This is a genomic window from Anaeromyxobacter sp. PSR-1 (genome assembly GCF_000964525.1).
GTDB lineage: Bacteria > Myxococcota > Myxococcia > Myxococcales > Anaeromyxobacteraceae > Anaeromyxobacter.
This window is the reverse complement of the sequence record NZ_BAZG01000036.1, coordinates 1-22,089: the sequence shown is the minus strand read 5'-3', so window position 1 is coordinate 22,089 and position 22,089 is coordinate 1. Positions and strand designations below refer to the sequence as shown.

Annotated in this window: 20 protein-coding genes; 7 read left to right on the top strand and 13 right to left on the bottom strand. The window is 74.3% G+C overall.

The window, feature by feature from the left end; genetic code table 11:
* Positions 1-9: 9 nt before the first annotated feature.
* The 10 genes from PSR1_RS08275 to PSR1_RS08230 all read right to left on the bottom strand — a co-directional run bounded on the left by PSR1_RS08275 (position 10) and on the right by PSR1_RS08230 (position 11,852).
* Positions 10-552 carry a hypothetical protein gene (locus tag PSR1_RS08275; protein ID WP_059437136.1) on the bottom strand — a complete coding sequence of 181 codons (543 nt, stop codon included), beginning with the start codon at positions 550-552 and terminating at the stop codon, positions 10-12.
* Between the two features lie 10 nt (positions 553-562).
* Positions 563-1,159: a protein-L-isoaspartate(D-aspartate) O-methyltransferase gene (locus PSR1_RS08270; protein WP_059437148.1), complete on the bottom strand. Its 597-nt coding sequence runs from the start codon at positions 1,157-1,159 to the stop codon at positions 563-565.
* Positions 1,160-1,282: 123 nt separating this feature from the next.
* Positions 1,283-3,346 (bottom strand): ATP-dependent DNA helicase RecG, encoded by a 2,064-nt coding sequence (gene recG, locus PSR1_RS08265; protein WP_237757875.1) that lies wholly within the window; start codon positions 3,344-3,346, stop codon positions 1,283-1,285.
* A 593-nt stretch (positions 3,347-3,939) separates the two neighbouring features.
* Positions 3,940-4,440 (bottom strand): transcription elongation factor GreA, encoded by a 501-nt coding sequence (gene greA / locus PSR1_RS08260; RefSeq protein WP_059437135.1) that lies wholly within the window; start codon positions 4,438-4,440, stop codon positions 3,940-3,942.
* 127 nt (positions 4,441-4,567) lie between these two features.
* Positions 4,568-7,801, bottom strand: coding sequence for a carbamoyl-phosphate synthase large subunit (carB, locus tag PSR1_RS08255; RefSeq protein ID WP_059437134.1), 3,234 nt, complete (start codon positions 7,799-7,801; stop codon positions 4,568-4,570).
* A gap of 157 nt (positions 7,802-7,958) precedes the next feature.
* A complete protein-coding gene (locus PSR1_RS08250) occupies positions 7,959-8,384 on the bottom strand; it encodes a cyclic nucleotide-binding domain-containing protein (protein ID WP_059437133.1) in 426 nt (141 codons plus the stop codon).
* A 138-nt stretch (positions 8,385-8,522) separates the two neighbouring features.
* A complete protein-coding gene (locus PSR1_RS08245; RefSeq protein WP_059437132.1) occupies positions 8,523-9,725 on the bottom strand; it encodes a pyridoxal phosphate-dependent aminotransferase in 1,203 nt (400 codons plus the stop codon).
* A 147-nt stretch (positions 9,726-9,872) separates the two neighbouring features.
* Positions 9,873-10,367 (bottom strand): pantetheine-phosphate adenylyltransferase, encoded by a 495-nt coding sequence (gene coaD / locus PSR1_RS08240; RefSeq protein WP_059437131.1) that lies wholly within the window; start codon positions 10,365-10,367, stop codon positions 9,873-9,875.
* 19 nt (positions 10,368-10,386) lie between these two features.
* The gene (gene rsmD / locus PSR1_RS08235) at positions 10,387-10,926 is read right to left on the bottom strand and encodes a 16S rRNA (guanine(966)-N(2))-methyltransferase RsmD (protein WP_011420789.1); all 540 of its coding nucleotides are present in this window, start codon (positions 10,924-10,926) and stop codon (positions 10,387-10,389) included.
* A complete protein-coding gene (locus tag PSR1_RS08230; protein ID WP_059437130.1) occupies positions 10,923-11,852 on the bottom strand; it encodes a hypothetical protein in 930 nt (309 codons plus the stop codon). Before PSR1_RS08230 ends, rsmD begins: the two co-directional genes overlap by 4 nt.
* 97 nt (positions 11,853-11,949) lie before the next feature.
* On the opposite strand from PSR1_RS08230, the gene cysD reads away from it, so the two are divergent.
* The 6 genes from cysD to PSR1_RS08200 are packed head-to-tail and all read left to right on the top strand — an operon-like array spanning position 11,950 to position 17,689.
* On the top strand, positions 11,950-12,876 hold the full coding sequence (gene cysD, locus PSR1_RS08225) for a sulfate adenylyltransferase subunit CysD (RefSeq protein ID WP_059437129.1): 927 nt from the start codon (positions 11,950-11,952) through the stop codon (positions 12,874-12,876).
* Entirely contained in the window at positions 12,876-14,186 is a 1,311-nt protein-coding gene (locus PSR1_RS08220) for a sulfate adenylyltransferase subunit 1 (protein ID WP_237757874.1), read from the top strand. The genes cysD and PSR1_RS08220 overlap by 1 nt, the downstream gene beginning before the upstream one ends.
* Entirely contained in the window at positions 14,183-14,902 is a 720-nt protein-coding gene (locus PSR1_RS08215; protein WP_059437128.1) for a phosphoadenylyl-sulfate reductase, read from the top strand. The genes PSR1_RS08220 and PSR1_RS08215 overlap by 4 nt, the downstream gene beginning before the upstream one ends.
* Complete coding sequence (cysT, locus tag PSR1_RS08210) at positions 14,899-15,753, top strand: sulfate ABC transporter permease subunit CysT (protein WP_193388345.1); 855 nt, start codon at positions 14,899-14,901, stop codon at positions 15,751-15,753. The genes PSR1_RS08215 and cysT overlap by 4 nt, the downstream gene beginning before the upstream one ends.
* On the top strand, positions 15,750-16,601 hold the full coding sequence (cysW, locus tag PSR1_RS08205; protein WP_059437127.1) for a sulfate ABC transporter permease subunit CysW: 852 nt from the start codon (positions 15,750-15,752) through the stop codon (positions 16,599-16,601). The genes cysT and cysW overlap by 4 nt, the downstream gene beginning before the upstream one ends.
* Positions 16,598-17,689, top strand: coding sequence for a sulfate/molybdate ABC transporter ATP-binding protein (locus tag PSR1_RS08200; RefSeq protein ID WP_059437126.1), 1,092 nt, complete (start codon positions 16,598-16,600; stop codon positions 17,687-17,689). Before cysW ends, PSR1_RS08200 begins: the two co-directional genes overlap by 4 nt.
* Positions 17,690-17,817: 128 nt before the next feature.
* Here the strand turns inward: PSR1_RS08200 and PSR1_RS08195 are convergent, their stop codons facing one another.
* The 3 genes from PSR1_RS08195 to PSR1_RS08185 form a co-directional block, all read right to left on the bottom strand.
* On the bottom strand, positions 17,818-18,996 hold the full coding sequence (locus PSR1_RS08195) for a porin (protein ID WP_059437125.1): 1,179 nt from the start codon (positions 18,994-18,996) through the stop codon (positions 17,818-17,820).
* A gap of 41 nt (positions 18,997-19,037) precedes the next feature.
* On the bottom strand, positions 19,038-20,063 hold the full coding sequence (locus PSR1_RS08190) for a sulfate ABC transporter substrate-binding protein (RefSeq protein ID WP_082100174.1): 1,026 nt from the start codon (positions 20,061-20,063) through the stop codon (positions 19,038-19,040).
* A 160-nt stretch (positions 20,064-20,223) separates the two neighbouring features.
* Positions 20,224-21,252 carry a cation diffusion facilitator family transporter gene (locus PSR1_RS08185; RefSeq protein WP_059437124.1) on the bottom strand — a complete coding sequence of 343 codons (1,029 nt, stop codon included), beginning with the start codon at positions 21,250-21,252 and terminating at the stop codon, positions 20,224-20,226.
* A 128-nt stretch (positions 21,253-21,380) separates the two neighbouring features.
* On the opposite strand from PSR1_RS08185, the gene PSR1_RS08180 reads away from it, so the two are divergent.
* Positions 21,381-22,089, top strand: a 709-nt coding sequence (locus PSR1_RS08180; RefSeq protein ID WP_237757873.1) for an alpha/beta hydrolase, incomplete at its 3' end; no start/stop codon positions are given.

The following is a 22,089-nucleotide window of genomic DNA, read 5'->3' as shown; positions in this document are numbered from 1 at the left end:
AGCGCCGAGCTACCCGGCCGTGACGGGGGCGCGTGCCCCGCAAGCGGGGCATGGCCCCGAGGTCACCCACGCGCCGCAGCCGCAGCGCCGGCCGGCCGGACCGGCCTCGGCGGGCGCGGCGCCGGCGACCGGCAGGCGCATCCCGCAGCGACCGCAGAGCCGCTCGCCGGGCATCGCCGGCGTCCGGCAGTAGCGGCACGTCACGAACACGGGCAGCTGCGTGCGCTCCGCCTCGGGGAGCTCCGCCCCGGTCCGCTCGACGTCCGGCGTCGGGGCGACCTCCACCTCCACCGGCGCCGTGCGCGTCGGCTCGAGGGCCTCCGCCAGCCCGTCCGGCGGCGCCGGCGGGAGCGTCGCCTCCCCCACCCGCGTCGGCTCCAGCCCGGGCACGCTGTCGTCCTGCGCCTGGACCGCCGGGAACAGCGTCGGCTCGAGGCCGTCGAGCGGCGGCACCTCGTCGCCCGCCACGCCGTGGACGGCTAGGCGCTTGCCGCACACCTCGCACTCGGAGCCGAGGGCCTGCGGGTGGTCGCACACGGGGCAGACGATCATGCGGGCGGGATCATACCGCAGGCGGGAGGTGCGTGAGCGGGACGAAGCGGACGGGGAGGACGTCCTCGATCTCCTCGATCCCGTCCGCGGCGCGCTCCAGCACGCGGAGCACCTGCTCCGACTCCGCCTCACCCACCGGCAGCACCATCCGTCCGCCCGGCGCGAGCTGCGCCCGAAGCGGCGGCGGCACCCGCGGCGCCGCGGCGGTGACCAGGATGCGGTCGAACGGCGCGGCCTCCGGCCAGCCCAGCGCGCCGTCGCCCTCGCGCAGGTGGACGTTCTCGAGGCCGAGGTCCTCGAGCAGCAGCGCCCGCGCGCGCGCCGCCAGCTCGGGGACGATCTCCACCGACCAGACCTCGCCGGCGAGCCGCGCCAGCAGCGCGGTCTGGTAGCCGGAGCCGGTCCCGACCTCGAGGACCCGCTCACCGCCGTCGAGCTCGAGCGCCTCGGTCATGAACGCGACCACGAACGGCTGCGAGATGGTCTGGCCGAAGCCGATGGGCAGCGGCCGGTCGGCGTAGGCCTCGGCCGAGAGGTAGGGCGGCACGAAGCGCGCGCGGTCGAGCTCCGCGATCGCGTCGAGGACGCGCCGGTCGCGGATGCCCATGTGGCCGAGCCAGGCGGCGAGCTCCCTGCTCACGCCCGATGCTAGGCACTCCCGCGCCGCGCCCGCGAGGTGGCGCGCCGCCGCCGTCCGCCGGGGCGAGCCCGCCGGGGTCGGCCGCCCGCGCTAGCCCACCTGCGCCAGCGAGAGCCGCCCCGCCCAGCGGCCGGCCAGCGCCTCGCGCGCCGCCGCGTGCTCCGGGCGGGCGAGGTCCGGGTCGCGCTCCACCAGGCCGAACGCCTCCTCGCGCGCCTCCTCCAGGATGGCCTCGTCGCGGTAGAGGTCGGCGACGTCGAGCAGCTTCTGCCCGGACTGCCGGGTGCCGAGCAGCTCGCCGGGGCCGCGGATGCGCAGGTCCACCCGCGCGATCTCGAAGCCGTCCTGCGTCTCCTCCATGGCCCGCAGCCGCTCGCGCGCCTCGTCGCCGGCGCGCCGGAAGTGCGCGAGCAGCAGGCAGAAGCTCTTCGCCGCGCCGCGCCCCACCCTCCCCCGGAGCTGGTGGAGCTGGGACAGGCCGAAGCGCTCGGCGTGCTCGACGATCATGACGCTCGCGTTCGGCACGTCCACGCCCACCTCGATGACGGTGGTCGCCACCAGCACCTGGAGCTCGCCCGCGCGGAAGCGGTCCATGACCCGCTGCTTCTCCTCCGGCTTCATCCGCCCGTGCAGCAGCCCGATCTCGTGGCCCGGGAACACCTTCGCCAGCTCGGTCGCGCCGGTGGTCGCGTCGGCGAGGTCGGACTTCTCCGACTCCTCCACCAGCGGGTAGACCACGTACACCTGGCGGCCCGCCTCCAGCTCGCCGCGCGCGAGCGCGTAGGCCGCCTTCCGCTGCGAGTCGCCGAACAGCCGCGTGGTCACCGGGGTGCGGCCCGGCGGCAGCTCGGAGATCTTGGACTGGTCGAGGTCGCCGTAGAACGCGAGGGCCAGCGTGCGGGGGATGGGCGTGGCGGTCATGACCAGCACGTCGGGCCGGCGCCCCTTGGAGATGAGCGAGGCCCGCTGCATCACGCCGAAGCGGTGCTGCTCGTCCACCACCACCAGGCCGAGCCGCTCGAACCCCACCGCCTGCTCCAGCAGCGCGTGCGTCCCCACCGCGATGCGCGCCCTGCCCTCCGCCACCGCCGCGCGCGCCTCGCGCTGCGCCTTGCCGCGCGCGCTCGCGCCCACCAGCGCCACCTCGACCCCGCGCCCCTCCAGCCAGCGCGACAGCGTGCGCGCGTGCTGCTCGGCCAGGATCTCGGTCGGCACCATCAGCGCCGCCTGCCAGCCCGACCGCACCGCCAGCATCATCGCGGCGAACGCGACCGCGGTCTTGCCGCTGCCCACGTCGCCCTGCAGCAGGCGGTTCATGGGCTCGGGCTCCGCCATGTCCCGGGCGATCTCCGCGAGCGCGCGCTCCTGGGCGCCGGTCAGCCGGAACGGCAGCGGCTCGACCGCGCGGGCCAGCGCCGCCGGCGAGGCGTCGAACGCGATCCCGGCCTCTGCGCGGACGCCGCGCCGCCGCATGGCGAGCGCGAGCTGCAGGAAGAACAGCTCCTCGAACACGAGCCGCCGGAACGCGGGGGTGACGCGCTCGGCCGCGCGGAGCGGGTCGGTGCCGGGCGGCGGGAAGTGCGCGTCGCGCAGCGCCTCGGCGCGGCCGGCGAGCGCCCGGCGGGCGCGGATCTCCGCCGGCACGTCGTCCACCGCCGCCGGCGCGAGCTCGTCCACCAGCCGCTTCATCAGCTTGCGGAGCGCGGGGTGCTGGTAGTCGGCGGGGCCCGGGTACACCGGCACGATCCGGCCGAAGTTCGCGGAGTCGCCGGCCTGGACCTTCTCCACCTCCGGCTGGCTCATCTGCCGCCGCGCGCCGAAGCCCTCGGTGACCTTGCCGGAGCAGAGCAGCGACTCGCCCGCCGCGAACTGCTTCAGCCGCCAGGGCGGCGGGTTGAAGAAGACGAGCTCCAGCGCCGAGCCGCCCTCCTGCACGCCCACCTTGAGCAGCGGCCGGCCGTTCCGCATCCGCTGGACGCGCACGTGGGCCACGGTCCCGAGCACCGTCGCCTCGTCCCCCACCCGCAGCTCGGAGATGCGGCGCAGCGCGGTGCGGTCCTGGTAGGCGCGCGGCCACAGCTCCAGGGCCGCCTCGACCGTCTCGCGCCCGCGCTCCTCCAGCAGCGCGCGCGGCGCCGGGTGGACCCGCGGCAGGTCGGCGAGGCGCGTGGCGAGGCGCCGGCGGCGGGCGGCGCGCTCCTCCGGCGTGCGCGCGTCGGGGAGCGGATGCCAGGGCGGATCGGGCGCGAGCGGCGGGCGCGGGGCGGCTTCCGCGACCGGCGGCGGGGGCCTTTGCGGCCGACGGCGGGGCCTTTGCGGCGGGCGGCGGCGGGGCGCCCCCGGGCCGGGCCTCGGCCTCCACGCGCGCGGCGCGCGCGAGCGCGCGCAGCTCCTCGGGGGACCGGGATGAGCGCGGCGAGGTCGGCGGCGATGCGCGCCAGCGCCTTGCGGCGGGCGGCGAGCGGGAGCGCGTCGAAGCCCTCCGCCTCCAGCTCCAGCCGGCGCAGCGCCGGGGAGTCGCCGGCCCCGGCCGCGCGGGCGCGCGCGACCGCGCCGTGCACCGTCTCGCCGAAGCCGGCGAGCCGGGACGCGCCGGCGAAGCCGTCCTTCACCGCGAACCGGAGCGGCGGCAGGAGCGCCTCGAGCGCACGGGCCGCCGCGGCGCCCGGGAGGTCTCCCTCCTGGCGCGGATCCGCCGGGCCGCCCTGCTTGCGCTCCACGGCGGCGAGGCTACCAGCCGGGTCCGACTACTCGGACTCCGTCGGCAGCTCCTCCTCCACGAACGCGATCGACTGGATCTCGTACTCCTTCTCGCCGCCGGGCGAGCGGACCACCACCGTGTCGCCCTCGCTGCGCCCGATGAGCGCGCGCGCGATCGGGCTGGTGACCGAGATCTTGCCCTGCTTCAGGTCGGCCTCCAGCTCGCCCACGATGCGGTACGTCACCTGGTCGCCCGACTCGGTGTCCTCGAGCGAGACGGTCGCGCCGAACACCACGCGGTCGCCGGCGTGCTTGGTGACGTCGATGACCTCGGCGCTGGCGATCCAGTGCTCCACCTGCGCGATGCGGCCCTCGATGTGGCTCTGCTTCTCCTTGGCCGCATGGTACTCGGCGTTCTCGGAGAGATCCCCGTGCGCGCGCGCCTCCGCGATCTCCTTCACGATCTTGGGACGCTCGACGCTCTTGAGCCGCCTCAGCTCATCCTTCAGCCGGACGAGGCCGCCCTTGGTCATGGGGACGCGCTGCATCGTTTCACCTTCCCGAAAAACGAGGACGGCCGACCCCGGAGATGCCCGGAGCGGCCGCGTTCCTCTCCTTCACTAGAGCGCCGCGGAGGCCGTGTCAACGATCCAGCGGCCGCCCCCGGCCCCGCCGTCAGCCCCCGTGGTACTCCTGGATGGTGCGCACCGAGGGCGCGCCGCCCCGCGCGGCCTCCATGGCGCCGACCGCCGCGCGCGCGCCGGTGAGCGTCGTGAAGTACGGCAGCCCCTTCATCAGCGTCTCGCGCCGGATGGAGTAGCTGTCGGCGATCTCCTGCTTGCCGGCGGTGGTGTTCACCACGAAGTGCACGTCGCCGTCGATGATGCGGTCCACGATCGACGGCCGGCCCTCGTTCACCTTGCGCACGCGGGTGGTCTCGAGGCCGTGCCCGGCCAGGAACGCGGCGGTGCCGGTGGTCGCGAGCACCTCGAACCCGAGCTTCGCGAGCCGCCGGGCGATGTCCACCACCGCGGGCTTGTCGGCGTCGCGCACCGAGACGAACGCGCGCCGCCCCTCGCCGGTCGCCGGCAGCGCGTTGCCCGCGGCCGCCTGCGCCTTGAAGAACGCGCGGTAGAAGTCGTCGGAGACGCCCATCACCTCGCCGGTGGACTTCATCTCCGGGCCGAGGACGGTGTCCACCCCGCGGAAGCGCGCGAACGGGAACACCGCCTCCTTCACCGAGGTGTGCCGCGGCCGCCGCGCCGAGGACACGCCGGCCTCGGCCAGCGTCTTGCCCACCATGCAGAGCGCGCCCGCCTTCGCGAGCGGCAGGCCGGTGGCCTTGCCCACGAACGGCACGGTGCGGCTCGCGCGCGGGTTCACCTCGAGGACGTAGATGTCGTCGCCCTGGATGGCGAACTGCACGTTCATCAGGCCGACCACGCCCAGCTCGCGCGCCATCGCCACCGACTGGCGCTCGATCTCGGCCACGTGCTCGGGGCGCAGGCTGTACGGCGGGAGCGCGCAGGCGGAGTCGCCGGAGTGGATGCCGGCCTCCTCGATGTGCTCCATCACGCCGCCCACGGTGACGTCGCGGCCGTCCGAGACCACGTCCACGTCCACCTCGGCCGCGTCCTTGAGGAAGCGGTCGATGAGCACCGGGCGCTCGTTGGAGGCCTGCACCGCCTCGCGCAGGTAGGTCTCGAGGTCGCGGTCGTCGTAGACGACCTCCATGGCGCGGCCGCCCAGCACGTAGGACGGGCGGACCATGGCCGGGTAGCCGATGCGGTGCGCCACCGCGAACGCCTCGTCGGCGCTGCGCGCGACGCCGTTCCGCGGCTGGCGGAGCCCGAGCTTCTCGATGAGCGCGGCGAAGCGCTCGCGGTCCTCGGCCCGGTCGATGGCGTCCGGGGCGGTGCCGAAGATGGGCACGCCGAGCGCGTGGAGCGGCACCGCCAGCTTGAGCGGCGTCTGGCCGCCGTACTGGACGATGAGCCCCTTCGGCTTCTCGACGTGCACGATCTCGAGCACGTCCTCGAGCGTGAGCGGCTCGAAGTAGAGGCGATCGGAGGTGTCGTAGTCGGTCGAGACCGTCTCCGGGTTGCAGTTGACCATGATGGTCTCGAACCCGGCCTTGGACAGCGCGAACGACGCGTGCACGCAGCAGTAGTCGAACTCGATGCCCTGCCCGATGCGGTTCGGGCCACCGCCCAGGATCATCACCTTGGGCCGGTCGGTCGGGGCCGCCTCGCACTCCTCCTCGTAGGTCGAGTAGAGGTAGGGCGTGTAGGCCTCGAACTCGGCCGCGCAGGTGTCCACGCGCTTGAACACCGGGCGGACGCCGAGCGCGTGGCGCGCCTCGCGGACCTCGGCCTCCTTGCGGCCGGCGAGCTGCGCGATGCGCTTGTCGGAGAAGCCCATCCGCTTCACCGCGCGGAACGCCTCGGCGGTGGCGGGGACGCCGCGGGCCAGCGTCCGCTCGGTGGCGACGAGCTCCTCCACCTCGCGCAGAAACCACGGGTCCACGTGGGTGATCCCGTGCACGTCGTCCACGCCGAGGCCGGCGCGGAAGCACTCCGCCAGCCAGAACAGCCGGTGCGCGCGCGGCACGCGCGCCTCGGCGCGGACCCGCTCCACCTCGTCCGGCGCGTAGGCGTCGCCCGGGCGCTTGCCGAGCGGCGACTCCAGGCCGCAGCGGTCGATCTCCAGGCCGCGGATGGCCTTCTGGAGCGACTCCTGGAAGGTCCGGCCGATGGCCATCACCTCGCCCACCGACTTCATCTGCGTGGTGAGCGTGTCGTCGGCGCCGCGGAACTTCTCGAAGGCGAAGCGCGGCACCTTCGTGACCACGTAGTCGATGGTCGGCTCGAAGGAGGCCGGCGTGTAGCGGGTGATGTCGTTCTTGATCTCGTCGAGCGTGTAGCCCACCGCGAGCTTCGCGGCGATCTTGGCGATGGGGAAGCCGGTGGCCTTGGACGCGAGCGCGGACGACCGCGACACGCGCGGGTTCATCTCGATGACCACCATGCGCCCGGTCTTCGGGTGCACGCCGAACTGGATGTTGGACCCGCCGGTCTCGACGCCGATCTCGCGGATGATGCGCAGGCCCGCCTCGCGCATCCGCTGGTACTCCTTGTCGGTGAGCGTCTGGGCCGGCGCGACCGTGATCGAGTCGCCGGTGTGCACGCCCATCGGGTCGAAGTTCTCGATCGAGCAGATGATGACGACGTTGTCCTTCCGGTCGCGCATCACCTCGAGCTCGTACTCCTTCCACCCGATGATCGACTCCTCGCAGAGGATCGTGTGCGTCGGGGAGAGCGTGAGCGCGCGCCGCGCCAGCGGCTCGAACTCCTCGAGGTTGTAGGCGACGCCGCCGCCCTCGCCGCCCATGGTGAAGCTCGGGCGGATGATGATGGGGAAGCCGATGTCGCGGGCGATGGCCCGCGCCTCCTCCCAGCTGGTGGCGTAGCCGCTCTTGGGCAGCTCCACCCCGACGCGCTCCATCGCCTCCTTGAACAGGAGCCGGTCCTCGGCCTTCTCGATGGCCTCGAGCGACGCGCCGATCAGCTCCACGCCGTGGCGCGCCAGCGCGCCGTTCCGGGCGAGCGCCACCGCCAGGTTGAGCGCCGTCTGGCCGCCCAGCGTCGGGAGCAGCACGTCCGGCTTCTCGCGCGCCAGGATCAGCTCGGCGGTCTCCGGGGTGATGGGCTCGACGTAGGTCCGGTCGGCGAACCCCGGGTCGGTCATGATGGTGGCCGGGTTGGAGTTGAGGAGCACGACCTCGTACCCCTCCTCCTTCAAGGCCTTGCACGCCTGGGTGCCCGAGTAGTCGAACTCGCAGGCCTGGCCGATGACGATCGGCCCGGAGCCCACGATCATGATCTTCTTGATGTCCGTGCGGCGCGGCATGGGCGCGGAACCTAGCACACACCGCCCCGCCGATGGGACCCCGCCGCGCGCTCCCGCGCACCCGTCCGGCCGCCCGCCCCCTCGACTCCGCCCCGCCTCGCGGCGGGGCTACGCTCGGGGTGAGCGGCCGCGTTCGGGCCCGCCTCCCGACCGCCTGTCAGGCGCCGTGGACGGCCTTCTCCCGGGCGGCCCGCGCCGCCTCCAGCAGCTTGCGCAGGCGCGGGAAGCGCTCGGCCATCGCCGCGACCATCGGCGCCGGGAAGGCGACCGCCGTGACCGCGGTGCGCGCCACCAGGGCGGCCGGGCGACCGCCGCCGAGCACCCGCCCCTCGCCGAAGCAGGCGCCGCGCTCGAGCTGGCCCAGCGCCTCGCCGCCGGCGAGCACCTCGGCCCGCCCGTCCATCAGCAGGTAGAAGCCGTCGTCGTCCTCGGCCGAGACGGTCTCGCCGGCCGCGGCGTCCACCGCGCGGGCGAGCTGGACGAGATCGCGGAGCGCGTCCGGGTCGAGCGACCGGAACAGCAGGCTCGACTCGACGAAGGCGGTGGTCGCGAGGTCTCCCCACACCTCCCGAGGCGCGTCCATGGCCGGCAGGCTAGCACACGCTCCCTCGTTCGGCGGGTGGAGATTCCGGCGCCGTGACCCCCGAAAGCACGACGCCCCGAGCGGCCCGGTGGCCGGCGGGGCGCCGTCAGGCGGGCTGCCCGGGGCGGGCTGCCCGGGCTACTTCAGGCTCTTCGCCATCTCCGCGATGCGGTCGCAGCCCTTGTCGATCTGCTCCATCGAGGTGGCGAACGACAGGCGCATGTAGCCGGGCGCGCCGAAGGCGGAGCCCGGGACCGCGGCGACGAGGTGCTTCTCGAGGAGCAGGTCGATGAGCTTGTCGTCGGTGCCGAGCGGCGCGCTCGCGCCGGGGGCGGTCCGCTTCAGCAGCTCGCCGACGTACGGGAACGCGTAGAACGCGCCGCCCGGATCGAAGCAGCGGACGCCGTCGATGGCGTTCAGGCGCGCCACGATGTGCTTGCGCCGCTCGTCGAACGTCTTGCGCATCTTCTCCACCTCGTCGTCCACGCCCGGCTGCGTGAGCGCGGCGAGCGCGGCCTTCTGCGCGATCGAGGTCGGGTTGGAGGTGGAGTTGTCCTGCAGCTTCTGCATGGCCGAGATGAGCGCCTGCGGGCCGGCCGTCCAGCCGATGCGCCACCCGGTCATGGAGAAGGTCTTGGAGGCGCCGTTCACGAGCGCCACCTGGCCCTGCAGCGACGGGTCGAGGTCGAGGACGTTCTCGAACTTCCCGCGGTAGACGAGCTTGTCGTAGATGTCGTCGGAGACGACCAGGATGTCGGTGCCCTTCACGCAGGAGATCACCGTCTCGAGCGTGCGGCGGGAGAGCATCGCGCCGGTCGGGTTCGACGGGCTGTTCACGATCACCGCGCGCGTCTTCGGGCCGATCGCCTTGCGGATCTGCTCCGGCGCCGAGTCGAAGCCGGTGTCCATGGTGGTCTCGACCAGCACGGGCACGCCGCCCGCCACCCGGACCATGTCGGCGTAGGAGACCCAGTACGGCGTGAAGATGACGACCTCGTCGCCGTCGTTCAGCAGCGCCTGGAACAGGTTGTAGAGCGCGTGCTTGCCGCCGCACGAGACCAGCACCTCGCTCGCCTTGTAGCCGAGCTTGTGCTCCTCGCGGATGCGCGCCGAGATGGCCTCGCGCAGCTCCGGGATGCCGTTCGTGGGCGTGTACTTCGTGAAGCCGGCGTCGATCGCCTTCTTCGCCGCGTCCTTGATCATGGACGGCGTGTCGAAGTCCGGCTCGCCGGCGCCGAACCCGACCACGTCGATGCCCTTCGACTTCATCTCCCGCGCCTTCGCGGTGATGGCCAGGGTGGGCGACGGCTTGACCACGTCCAGCCGCTTCGCGAGCTTCATGGTTCCGTTCCCTCGGAGAGAAGGTGACCGCCGCCGAGCGTCCGCGGCGTGAAAAAAAGGGAAACGAGAATACCAGAACGGGTGCTCACCGCCAGGGGCGTCCTGCGCGGCCGGCGGCCTTCCCCCGGGGGCGGCGGGCGCCGCGGATCAGCTGCGCGGCGGGCGGCCCAGCTTGCGCTGGAGCGCCTCGAGCACGTTCGGCGGCACCAGCCCCTCGACGTTGCCGCCGAACTGCGCCACCTCCCGGACCAGCCGCGCCGAGACGAAGAAGTAGTCCTCGCCGGTCATCACGAAGACCGACTCGAACTCCGGCAGCAGCTTCTTGTTCATGTTCGCGAGCTGGAACTCGTACTCGAAGTCCGAGACCGCCCGCAGCCCGCGCAGCACCTTCGGAATGCCGCGCGTGCGCGCGTAGTCCACCATCAGGCCGTCGAAGGAGTCCACCTCGACGCGCGGATCGTTGCCCACCGCCTCGCGGATGAGCGCCTTGCGCTCGTCCACCGTGAACATCGGCGACTTCTGCGGGTTGTTCGCGACCGCGACGACGAGCCGGTCGAACAGGTTCAGCCCGCGCTGGATGATCGCGAGGTGACCGTTGGTGAGCGGGTCGAACGAGCCAGGGTAGATGGCGGCGCGGTTCATGAGGGGTGCGCAGTATCGCTCAGTCGCGCTGGTAGATCGAGATTCCCGTGCCCCCGTACGTGCGCCGATCCGCCAGCGAGAGTGGACCGATCCGGTCCACGGGCGGGCGGCGGGCGTCGTGCTCGGCGACCGCCCGTCCGCCCGGCGCGAGCAGCGGCCCCAGCGCCGCCAGCGCCGCGTCCGGCCCCTCCGCGTAGGGCGGATCGACGAACGCCAGCGCGAACCGCCCCGGCGCGAGCCGCGCCAGCGCCTCCGGCACCCGCCCGCGCACCACCTCGACGCGGTCGGCCCAGCCGCAGGTCTCCGCGTTGCGTCGCAGCAGCTCCGCGGTGGGGCGATCCGCCTCGACGCACACGGCGCGCGCGCAGCCGCGCGAGAGCGCCTCGAGCGCCAGGGCGCCGGTGCCCGCGTAGAGGTCGAGCACGTCGCCGCCGTCGAAGAACTGGCCGAGCAGGTTGAAGACCGCGCCCCGGACCTTGTCGCTGGTGGGCCGCGTCCCCTGCCCCTTCGGCACGGCCAGCCGCCGGCCGCGCGCGGTCCCGGCGATGATGCGCGTCACGCGCGGTCCTCGGCGAGCCGCGCCTCCAGCGCCCGCGCCAGCCCCCGCGCGCTGCCTGCCGCCCCCAGCCGCTCGAGGAAGTCCATCACCTCGACGTAGACGCGGGCCTCGCGCCGGTCGGCCTCGTCGGCCCCGCCGCCGAGCGGCGCCCGCGCGCGCGCCGCGGCCGCGCCCCCGTCCTCGCAGGCCTTCACCGGCGAACCGGCGAGCAGCCCGAGCAGCGGGCGGGACACCGGCCCCCGGCGCACGATGGGCACGCCGGCGAGCGCCGCCGAGAGCCGCGCCAGCGCGGCCACCTGGGCGCGCGCGTCCTCCGGGCCCGCCGGCGCCGGACAGCGCACGCTCGCGACGTCGGGCGGGGCGCCGCGCGCCGCGAGCGCCTCGAACAGCACCGCCGCCTGCCGCGCCGCGGGGACGCCCGGGTCGATCGGCACCACGCAGTCCACGCACACCCCGCGCTCCAGCGCCCCCGCGGCCACCTCGGCGAGCACGCGGGCGCGCTCCTCCGCGGCGACCCCGGACGCGTCGAGGGCCAGGTGCGTGAGCCCCGCGTCCACCAGGCGCCACGCCTCCTGGCAGGCGCGGTCCACCTGCATGGCGGCCTCGCCCTCCACCTGCACCTCGGCGGAGAGGAAGATGGGCAGGCCGGCCGCGACCTCGTCGGCGGCCGCGGCCACGGTCGCGAACCAGGGCTCCGGCGCGACGCCCGACGGGAGCGCCAGGCCCAGCGCGCTCCCCAGCTCCTTCGCCGCCACCAGGGCGGCGCGCGCCACCGCCGCGGACGGCGCGGCCACGAGCGGGAGCGCCGTCCCCAGCTCCACCGCCGGGCCCATCAGCTCGCGGAGCGACAGCGGGCAGGCGCCGCTGTGGGGCGGCAGCCGGCCGAGCACGCCGGGCGGACGGAACGCGAGGATCCGCGTGAGCACGCAGGGTTCATAGCACGCGAGCGACCGGCCGGCGGGCCGCGGACGGCACGTCCGCTTGACGGGACGTTCCTCCGTTAACTAGGATGCCGTTTCCGTTATGACGGACATCCATCCAATCACGGTGCGCCGCCCCCTCGCCCACCTCGACTGGCTCGAGGCCGAGGCGATCCACGTGCTGCGCGAGGTCGCGGGGCAGTGCGCGAACCCCGCGCTGCTGTTCTCCGGCGGCAAGGACTCCATCTGCCTGCTGCGGCTGGCCGAGAAGGCGTTCCGCCCGGCGCGCTTCCCCTTCCCGCTGCTGCACGTCGACACCGGCCACAACTACCCCGAGGTGGTCGCGTTCCGGGACCGCCGGGCGGCGGAGCTGGGGGAGCGGCTGGTGGTGCGCTCGGTGGAGGACTCGATCCGCGAGGGCAAGGTGGTGCTGGCGCGGCCGGACGAGCCCCGGAACCGGCACCAGTCGGTCACGCTGCTCGACGCCGTCGCGGAGCACGGGTTCGACGCCTGCATCGGCGGCGCGCGGCGCGACGAGGAGAAGGCCCGGGCCAAGGAGCGGGTGTTCTCGTTCCGCGACGACCTCGGCCAGTGGGATCCCAAGCACCAGCGGCCGGAGCTGTGGAGCCTCTACAACGCGCGGATCCGCAGGGGCGAGCACATCCGCGCCTTCCCCATCTCCAACTGGACCGAGCTCGACGTGTGGCAGTACCTCGCGCGCGAGCGGCTGGAGCTGCCGTCCATCTACTTCGCGCACCGCCGCCCGGTCGTGCGCCGGGGCGGCGCGCTCGTCCCGGTGACCGACCTCACCCCGCCGCGGCCCGGCGAGCGCGTCGAGGTCGTCTCGGTCCGCTTCCGCACCGTCGGCGACATCACCTGCACCGCGCCGGTCGAGTCCACCGCCGCGACGGTGGAGGAGATCGTGGCCGAGACCGCCACCGCCACCGTGACCGAGCGCGGAGCGACGCGCCTCGACGACCAGACCTCGGACGCCTCGATGGAGCAGCGCAAGAAGGAGGGCTACTTCTAGTGTCCACCGCCAGCACCATCGCGGCCGTCCCCGCGAGCGACCCCGCCCCAGCCCCGGCCGCGTGCCGCGAGGACGGGCTGCTGCGCTTCCTGACCTGCGGGAGCGTGGACGACGGCAAGAGCACGCTCATCGGCCGCCTGCTGCACGACACGCGCTCGATCCTGGCGGACGCGCTCCACGCCATCGAGCGCACCTCGCGCCGCCGTGGCCTCGAGGCGGTGGACCTGTCGCTGCTCACCGACGGCCTGCAGGCGGAGCGCGAGCAGGGCATCACCATCGACGTCGCGTACCGCTACTTCTCGACGGGGTCGCGCAAGTACATCATCGCCGACGCGCCCGGCCACGAGCAGTACACGCGCAACATGGTGACCGCGGCGTCCACCGCCCACCTCGCGCTGGTCCTGGTGGACGCGCGCAAGGGCGTGGTCACGCAGACGCGCCGCCACGCGGTCATCGCGCACCTGGTGGGCATCCCGCACCTCGTGTTCGTGGTGAACAAGCTCGACCTGGTCGGCTGGTCCGAGGAGGCGTTCGCGCGCATCGAGGCGGACGCCCGCGACTTCGCCGCCCGGCTCGGCATCCCCGACGTCCGCTTCGTGCCCATCTCGGCGCTGCACGGCGACATGGTGGTGGAGCGCGGCGCGAGCCTCGGCTGGTACCGCGGCCCGACGCTGCTCGAGCTGCTGGAGCGGGCGCCCGCGGCGCACTCCGCGCCCGGCGAGCGGTTCCGCTTCCCGGTGCAGTGGGTCTGCCGGCCGCACACGCGCGAGCACCACGACTTCCGCGGCTTCGCGGGCCGGGTCGAGTCCGGCGCGGTGGCGGTGGGAGACGCGGTGCAGGTGCTCCCCTCCGGCCGCACCACCCGCGTGAAGGAGATCCGGCTCGGCGAGGAGCGCCTGGCCTCGGCGGGCGCCGAGCAGTCCGTGATGCTCACGCTCGAGGACGAGGTGGACGTGTCGCGCGGCGACCTGCTGGTCCACCCCGGCGAAGGGCCGCCGCCCACGCGCACCGTGGACGCGCTGGTGTGCTGGCTGTCCGAGCGGCCGCTCTCCCCGGCGCGGCGCTACCTGGTCCGCCACACCACCCGCGAGACGCGGGCGCAGGCGAGCGAGATCGCCTGGCGGCTCGATCTCGCCGCGCTGGAGCGGGTGCCGGCGGACGGGCTCGCCATGAACGACATCGGCCGGGTGACGCTCCGCCTCGCGCAGCCGCTGGCCGCGGACCGGTACGCCGACGCCCGCCCCACCGGCGCGTTCGTGGTGATCGACGAGGCGACCAACGACACCGTGGGCGCGGGGATGATCCAGTGAGCGGGGCGATCGCGGAGGAGCTGGCGGCGCTCGCGGCGCGCCACGAGGGCGGCGAGCCGGAGGAGATCCTGGCCGCTGCGGCCGAGCGGTTCCCCGGGCGCGTCGCGCTCGCGTGCAGCTTCGGCGCCGAGGACTGCCTGCTGGTGGACGCGGTCGGGCGCGCGCGGCTGCCCGTCGGGATCTTCACCCTCGACACCGGGTTCCTGTTCGCGGAGACGTACGCGCTGTGGAGCCGGCTCGAGGAGCGCCACGGGGTGCGGATCCGCGCGGTGCAGGGCCAGGCGCCCGCCGTGGTCCGGCCCGGCGAGCCGCCGCCGTGGGAGCGGGATCCGGACGCCTGCTGCGACGCTCGCAAGGTTCGCCCGCTGCGGGCGGCGCTGGCCGCGCTCGGCCCCTCCGGCGCCTGGGTCACCGGCATCCGCCGCGACCAGACCCCCGACCGTGCCGGCGCGCGCGTGTTCGAGTGGGACCCGCGCTTCGGCCTCGCCAAGGTGAACCCGCTCGTCGCCTGGACCTCGGAGGACGTGTGGCGCCGCCTCCGCCGGCTGGGCGTCCCCACCAACCCGCTGCACGAGCAGGGCTACCCGTCGATCGGCTGCGCCCCCTGCACCAGCCCGGTCCGGCCCGGCGAGGACCCGCGCGCCGGCCGCTGGCGCGGGCGCGAGAAGATCGAGTGCGGGCTGCACCGCCTCGCGCCCGGCGGGGAGCGCCGATGAGCGCCTCGGCCGCGACGGCGGTGGCGGGCCGCGCGCGCCGGGTGCTGCCCGGGTTCGGGCTCTCCACCGGCCTCACCGTCGCCTGGCTCTCGGCGGTGGTGCTGGTCCCGCTCTCCACCCTGGCGCTGCGCGCGTCCACGCTCTCCTGGGCGCAGGCCTGGGCGGTGGTCGCCTCGCCGCGCGCGCTCGCCTCGTACCGGCTGAGCTTCGGCGCCTCGCTCGCGGGCGCCGCGGTCAACGTGGTCTTCGGCGTGCTGGTGGCGTGGGTGCTGGCGCGGTACCGCTTCCCCGGCCGCTCGCTGGTGGACGCGGTGGTGGACCTGCCGTTCGCGCTGCCCACCGCCGTGAGCGGCATCGCGCTCACGGCGGTCTACGCCCGGAACGGCTGGCTGGGGGCGGTCCTGGAGCCGCTCGGCGTGAAGGCCACGTTCTCGCCGCTGGGCGTCACGCTGGCGCTCACCTTCATCGGCCTGCCGTTCGTGATCCGCACCGTCCAGCCGGTGCTGGAGGACCTCGATCCCGAGCTGGAGGAGGCGGCCGCCACGCTGGGCGCGGGCCGCTGGGCCACGTTCCGCCGGGTGATCCTCCCCGCGCTGGTGCCCGCCGCCGTCACCGGCTTCGCGCTCGCGTTCGCGCGCGGCCTCGGCGAGTACGGCTCGGTGGTGTTCATCTCGGGGAACATGCCGCTGCGGACGGAGATCGCGCCGCTGCTCATCATGACCCGCCTCGAGCAGTACGATTACGCGGGCGCTGCGGCCATCGCCTGCGTGCTGCTGGCCGCCTCGTTCGCGCTGCTCCTCGGCATCAACCGCCTGCAGGCCTGGACGCGGGCGCGCACGGGGAAGGAATGAGCGCGCGCACCGCCACCGAGGATCCGGCCTGGGTGCGGTGGGCGCTCGTCGGGCTCGCGCTCGCGTTCGTGGCCGCGCTCGTGCTGGTCCCCGCCGCGGCCGTGCTCTGGGAGGCGGTGCGCGGCGGCGCCGAGCTCTGGTGGCGCGCGGTGGCCGACCCCGACGCCCGCGCCGCCATCCGCCTGACGCTGCTCGTGGCGGCCGTCGCGGTGCCGCTCAACACCGCGTTCGGCGTCGCCGCGGCCTGGTCGCTGACGCGGTTCCGCTTCCGGGGCAAGAGCCTCCTCGTCTCGCTGGTGGACCTGCCCTTCGGCGTCTCGCCGGTCATCTCGGGGATGGTCACGGTGCTGCTGTTCGGCGCCCAGGGCTGGCTCGGCCCGTGGCTCGACGCGCACGGCCTGAAGGTCGTGTTCGCGGTCCCGGGGATCGTCCTCGCCACGGTGTTCGTGACGTTCCCGTTCGTCGCCCGCGAGCTCATCCCGTTCATGGAGTCGCAAGGCGTCGAGGAGGAGGAGGCGGCGCTCGTGCTCGGCGCGAGCGGCTGGCAGATCCTCACGCGCGTCACGCTGCCGAACGTGAAGTGGAGCCTGCTCTACGGGGTGATCCTGTGCAACGCCCGCGCGATGGGCGAGTTCGGCGCCGTCTCGGTGGTCTCCGGCCACGTCCGCGGGGTGACCAACACCATCCCGCTCCACGTCGAGGTCCTCTACAACGAGTACGCCTTCCGCGCCTCCTTCGCGGTCGCGTCGCTCCTGTTCCTCGTCGCGCTGGTCACGCTCGTCGCCAAGAAGGCGCTCGAGTGGAAGCAGCGGTCTGCGCGGGCCACGGCCCGCCGGAGCCACGCATGAGCATCCAGATCACCGGCCTCTCGAAGTCGTTCGACGCGAACCCCGTCCTCCGCGACGTGAACCTGGAGATCCCCGAGGGCGAGCTGGTCGCGCTGCTCGGCCCGTCCGGCTGCGGCAAGACCACGCTGCTGCGCATCCTGGCCGGCCTCGAGTCGCCGGACGCCGGCGAGGTGCGCCACGCCGGCGAGGACGTCGGCGCGCGCTCGGCCCGCGAGCGCAACGTGGGGCTCGTGTTCCAGCACTACGCCTTGTTCCGCCACATGACCGTCGCCGAGAACGTCGGCTTCGCGCTGCGCGTTCGCAAGCGGCCGCGGGCCGAGGTGACGGCGCGGGTGGACGAGCTGCTCGCGCTGGTGCAGCTCGACGGGCTCCGCGAGCGCTACCCGCACCAGCTCTCCGGCGGCCAGCGGCAGCGCGTGGCGCTGGCTCGCGCGCTCGCCACCGCCCCGCGGATCCTGCTCCTCGACGAGCCGTTCGGCGCGCTCGACGCGCGCGTGCGGCAGGAGCTGCGCCGCTGGCTGCGCCGGCTCCACGACGAGCTGCACGTGACCAGCGTCTTCGTCACCCACGACCAGGAGGAGGCCTTCGAGGTCTCGGACCGGGTGGTGCTCATGAACGCGGGGCGCGTCGAGCAGGTGGGCACCCCGGCGCAGGTGTTCGAGGAGCCGGCCAGCCCGTTCGTCATGCGCTTCCTGGGCGCGGTGAACGTGTTCCAGGGCCGGGTGGACGGCAACCGCACCTGGGTGAACGACCTCGAGTTCGCGGCGCCCGGCACCTCCGGCGGCGCCGGCGCCGTCCGCAAGAGCGCGCACGTCTACGTCCGGCCCCACGAGCTGGAGGTCCACCGCGCGGCGGTGCCCGGCAGCTTCGAGGCGCGGGTGGTCCGGCTGGTCCCGCTCGGCGCCGCGGTCCGCGTGGAGCTGAGCGCGCCCGGCTTCGGCAAGGCGGTGGAGGTCGAGCTGGACGTCCGCAAGGGCGAGGCGCTCGGCCTGCAGCCCGGCGAGGCGGTGCACCTGTCGCCCCGGCGCGCGCGCGTCTTCGCGGCGCCGGACGGCGAGGCGGACAGCCTCACCGCGAGCGCGCTGTAGGCGCCCGCCGGCGACCGCGACCGGCGCAGGCGGGCCCTCCCGCCCCCGCGCGCCGACGCCCGGCGGACGCAAGAAGCCCCCGGCGCCAGGGACGCCGGGGGCTCCCCCCTTCGCCTCCCCGCCGCCGGCTAGAAGATGACCTGCGCGAACGCGATGGCCCGGTTCCCGGTGCGCACCGGCCGGTCCGACCGGTCGAGCTCGTAGTTGAAGATGAGCCGCGCGTTCACCGGGACGACGTCGGCGTAGGCGCCGACGGTGTACCGCTCGTTCAGGTTGTCGCCGGTGCCGCGATCGCGGTCGTAGCGCTCGGCGCGGAAGACGGGGCCGACGTTCCAGGGGCTCTTGCCGTACAGCCCGGCGTACCAGCCGCGGGCCGTCACGTCGCGGCGGGTGAAGTCCTGGGTGCCGGCGTGGACCTGCAGGTCGCGCTCGGACTGGATGAGCTCCACGGCCACGAACAGCCACGGCGAGTCGAGCGTGGCGTCGGCGCCGTAGGTCTGGAACCAGAAGTACGTGTCGTCGTTGGTGGCGGGCACCGCGCCGGCGTTGACCGCCCCGGCCCCGTCGAACCGCGCGTTGGCGCCGGTGGACGAGACCTGGTGGCCGTAGCCGTACGAGCCGCCCACCCGCAGCGCCGCCGGCCCGAGCTTCGCGCTCGCGCCGCCGCGCGCCCAAACGTTCTTCTCGTCGAGGTCGTCCTTCTTGTTCGGGCCGGCGCCGTTCACGAGCGACGCCGCCACCTCGACCCCCACGCCGCCCCCTACCGCCCACTTGCCGTTGACGCCGACGCCGAGGTCGCGCGAGTCCGGCCCGCGCGCCAGGCTCGCCACGGCGTAGGAGCTGTTCACCCAGAGGAGCTTCGTGTCGCTCTCCGGCTGTTCGTAGCCGAACGGGGTCTTCCACTGGCCGAAGCGGAGCTCGAGGCCGGGCAGCCAGGCGAGCTTCTTCAGCGCGCCGTAGGCGTCCTTGAGCGAGCTGTCGGCGCCGTCCCACAGCACGGCGTAACCGACCTGCGGGAGCAGGTCACCGCGGGCGCCGATGCGGGCGCGGCGCAGCTCGAAGCTGGACGTGTCCTTCGCCGGGGACGGCGCGTCGGTGCGGGAGTACTGGATGTTCAGGAAGCCCCAGAACGTGGGGCCGGACGCCGGCTTCGCGGCCGGCTTCGGGGCCTCGGCGGACGGCTTGGGGGCCTCCGCCGCGGGCGCGGACGAGGCCGCGGGCTGCTCGGGAGCCTGCTGCTGGGCCGCCGCCGCCGCCGGGACGGCGGCGACGAGGAGGAGCGCTGCGATGAGGGTGCGTCGGGTCATGGCTTCCCTTCCTGGAGTGCGTGCGCGGTGCGTGGGGCCGCTCAGGTCCCGGGGACGTAGATCTGGTCGAAGGTCCCGCCGTCGGCGAAGTGCGCCGCCTGGGCCCTCTGCCACCCGCCGAACACCTCGTCGACGGTGACGAGCTTCACCTGCGGGAAGCGGCCGGCGTGCTTCGCGGCGACCTTCGGATCCCGCGGACGGTAGAAGTTCCGCGCCGCGATCTCCTGCCCCTCGGGCCCGTACAGGAACCGGAGGTACGCCTCGGCGACCGCGCGCGTGCCGTGGCGGTCGACGTTGCGATCCACCACCGCCACCGGCGGCTCGGCCAGGATGCTGGTGCGCGGCACCACGATCTCGAACTCCCCCTTGCCGAGCTGCTCCACCGCCAGGAAGGCCTCGTTCTCCCAGGCGAGCAGCACGTCGCCGATGCCGCGCTCGACGAACGTGGTGGTCGAGCCGCGCGCGCCCGAGTCGAGCACCGGTACGTTGCGGAACAGCGCCTTCACGAACGCCTTCGCGCTCGCCTCGCTCCCGCCCGGCTTGCGGAGCGCGTGCGCCCAGGCCGCGAGGTAGTTCCAGCGCGCGCCGCCCGAGGTCTTCGGGTTGGGTGTGATCACCTGGACGCCCGGCTTCACCAGGTCGTCCCAGTCGGCGAGGTGCTTCGGGTTCCCCTTGCGGACGAGGAACACGATGGTGGACGTGTACGGCGAGGCGTTCTGCGGCAGGCGCTGCTGCCAGCCCGGCGCGACCAGCCCGGCCTTGGCCACCGCGTCCACGTCGTAGGCGAGCGCGAGCGTCACCACGTCCGCCTCGAGCCCGTCGATGACGGCGCGCGCCTGCTTGCCCGAGCCGCCGTGGGACTGCTTCACCACCAGCTCCTGCCCGGTCTGCGCCTTCCACTGCGCCGCGAACGCCCGGTTCACCGCCTCGTACAGCTCGCGGGTCGGGTCGTACGAGACGTTCAGGAGCTTCACCTCCGCCCCGCGCGCTGGCGCCGCGACGGCGACCAGCGCGGCGGTCGCGAGCGCGACGGCGCGCCAGCCCGGCTGCTTCACACGATGAGACATGCCTGCCTCCCTGGCGGCGCGACGGCGCCGCATCCGTTTTAGCGGATGACCATCCTAGGGAGCCCCGTCCGTCCGGTCAAGCGAACGGTTGTCCGTTATAACGGCGGCGGGCGGCGCGGCGATGCCGTGCGGGGAGCCGCGCGACCCGGCGCGAGCGCGATCAGTGCCGGTGCACGTCGTCCACGTGCGCGTACGCGGCCGACTCGATCTGGAGCGTGGTGTGGACGATCCCGTACCGGCGGCGCAGGTCGCTCTTCACCGCGGTGAGGATCTCGTCGTTGCGGCCCATGCTCCCCGCCTCCACCACCAGGTGGGCGGAGAGCGAGAGCATGCCGCTCGAGATGGTCCAGATGTGCAGGTCGTGCACGGCGACCACGCCCGGGCAGCACTCCATCTGCGCGCCGATCGCCCCCGCGTCGAGGTGCGCGGGCACGCTCTCCATCAGGATGTCGGTGATCTCGAGGATCAGCCGCACCGCGCCCCAGAGGATGAGGAGCGCGATGGCGAGCGAGAGCACCGGGTCGATCCAGCGGAGGTCCGGGCGGATGCCCATCACCACCGCGCCGGCCAGGATCGCCACCGAGGAGATGGTGTCGGAGAGGACGTGCAGGAACGCAGAGCGCGCGTTGAGCGAGTGCTCACCGTGCAGGAACCAGAGGATGGCGAGGTTCGCAGCCAGGCCGACGCCGGCCACGAACGCCATGAGCTCGAGCCGGATGGGCGGGCCCGGGTCGCGCAGCCGCTGGACCGCCTCCCAGGCGATCCAGACCGAGAGCACCACCAGCGCGCCCACGTTGAGCTGCGCCCCGAGCACCTCGGCGCGGCGGTAGCCGAAGGTGCGCTTGTCGTCGGCGGGCCGGGTGGAGAGCCAGGCGGCGACGAGCGCGAGGCCGAGCGCGCCCGCGTCGGTGAGCATGTGCCCGGCGTCGGAGACGAGCGCCAGGGAGCCGGACATCCAGCCGCCCACCGCCTCGGCGACCATGATCGTGGCGGTGAGCCCGAGCGAGATGCCGAGGCGCCGCAGGCTCGTCCCCGCCCCGTGCGCGCCGTGCTGGTGCGCCCGCTCGTGGTCGGCGTGGTGGAGGCCGCACGCGCCGTGCTGCTCACCGGACCACTCCCGGGCCCCTCCCGGCCCGGTCGTGGCCGAGGGCTCGTGCGCTCCGTGGACGTGCGGGTGGCCGTGCGACATTCCGCTTGAACCTCCGGGCCGTGCAGTCTACGCCATGCTCCATGGACGCGCACGCGCGGGCGGCGTGGCAAGGCCCCGCCGCATCGCGCGCGGACGCGCCCGCCGCCGAGGCCACGCACGGGGAGCCGATGGAACGCACCGATGCACAGGAGGCCGTCGCCCGGGACGGGACCCGCCTCCACTGGACCAACCACGGCGCCGGCGAGCCCGCGGTGGTGCTGACCGACGGCATCGGCTGCGCCGGGTACGTGTGGCGGGCGCTCGAGCCCGCGCTCGCCGCCCGCCACCGGACCATCCACTGGAACTACCGCGGCCACGGCCGGAGCGCCGCGCCCGCCGACCCGGCCCGGGTCGGTCTCGAGGACTGCGTGGACGACCTGCTGGCGGTGCTCGACGCCGCCGGCGAGCGCTCCGCCGTGATCGCCGGCCACTCCATGGGCGTGCAGGTGGCGCTCGAGCTGCACCGGCGCGCGCCCGGGCGCGTCCGGGCGCTGGTGCTCGTGTGCGGCGCGCCCGGCCGGCCCATCGACACGTTCCACGACTCGCCCGTGCTCCGGATCGCGTTCCCGTTCGCGCGGGCGCTGGTGGAGCGGTTCCCCGAGGCGGTGCGGACCGGGTTCCGGGTGCTCCTCCCGAGCGAGCTCGCCATGCAGTACGCGCTGCAGTTCGAGGTGGACCGCACCCGCGTCGAGCGCGCCGACCTCACCCGCTACTTCGACGATCTCTCGCGCGTGGAGCCCACGCTGTTCGTGCGCATGCTCGCCTCCGCCGCCGAGCACGACTGCCTGCCCCACCTCCCCGACGTGGACGTGCCGACGCTCGTCGTCGCCGGCGAGC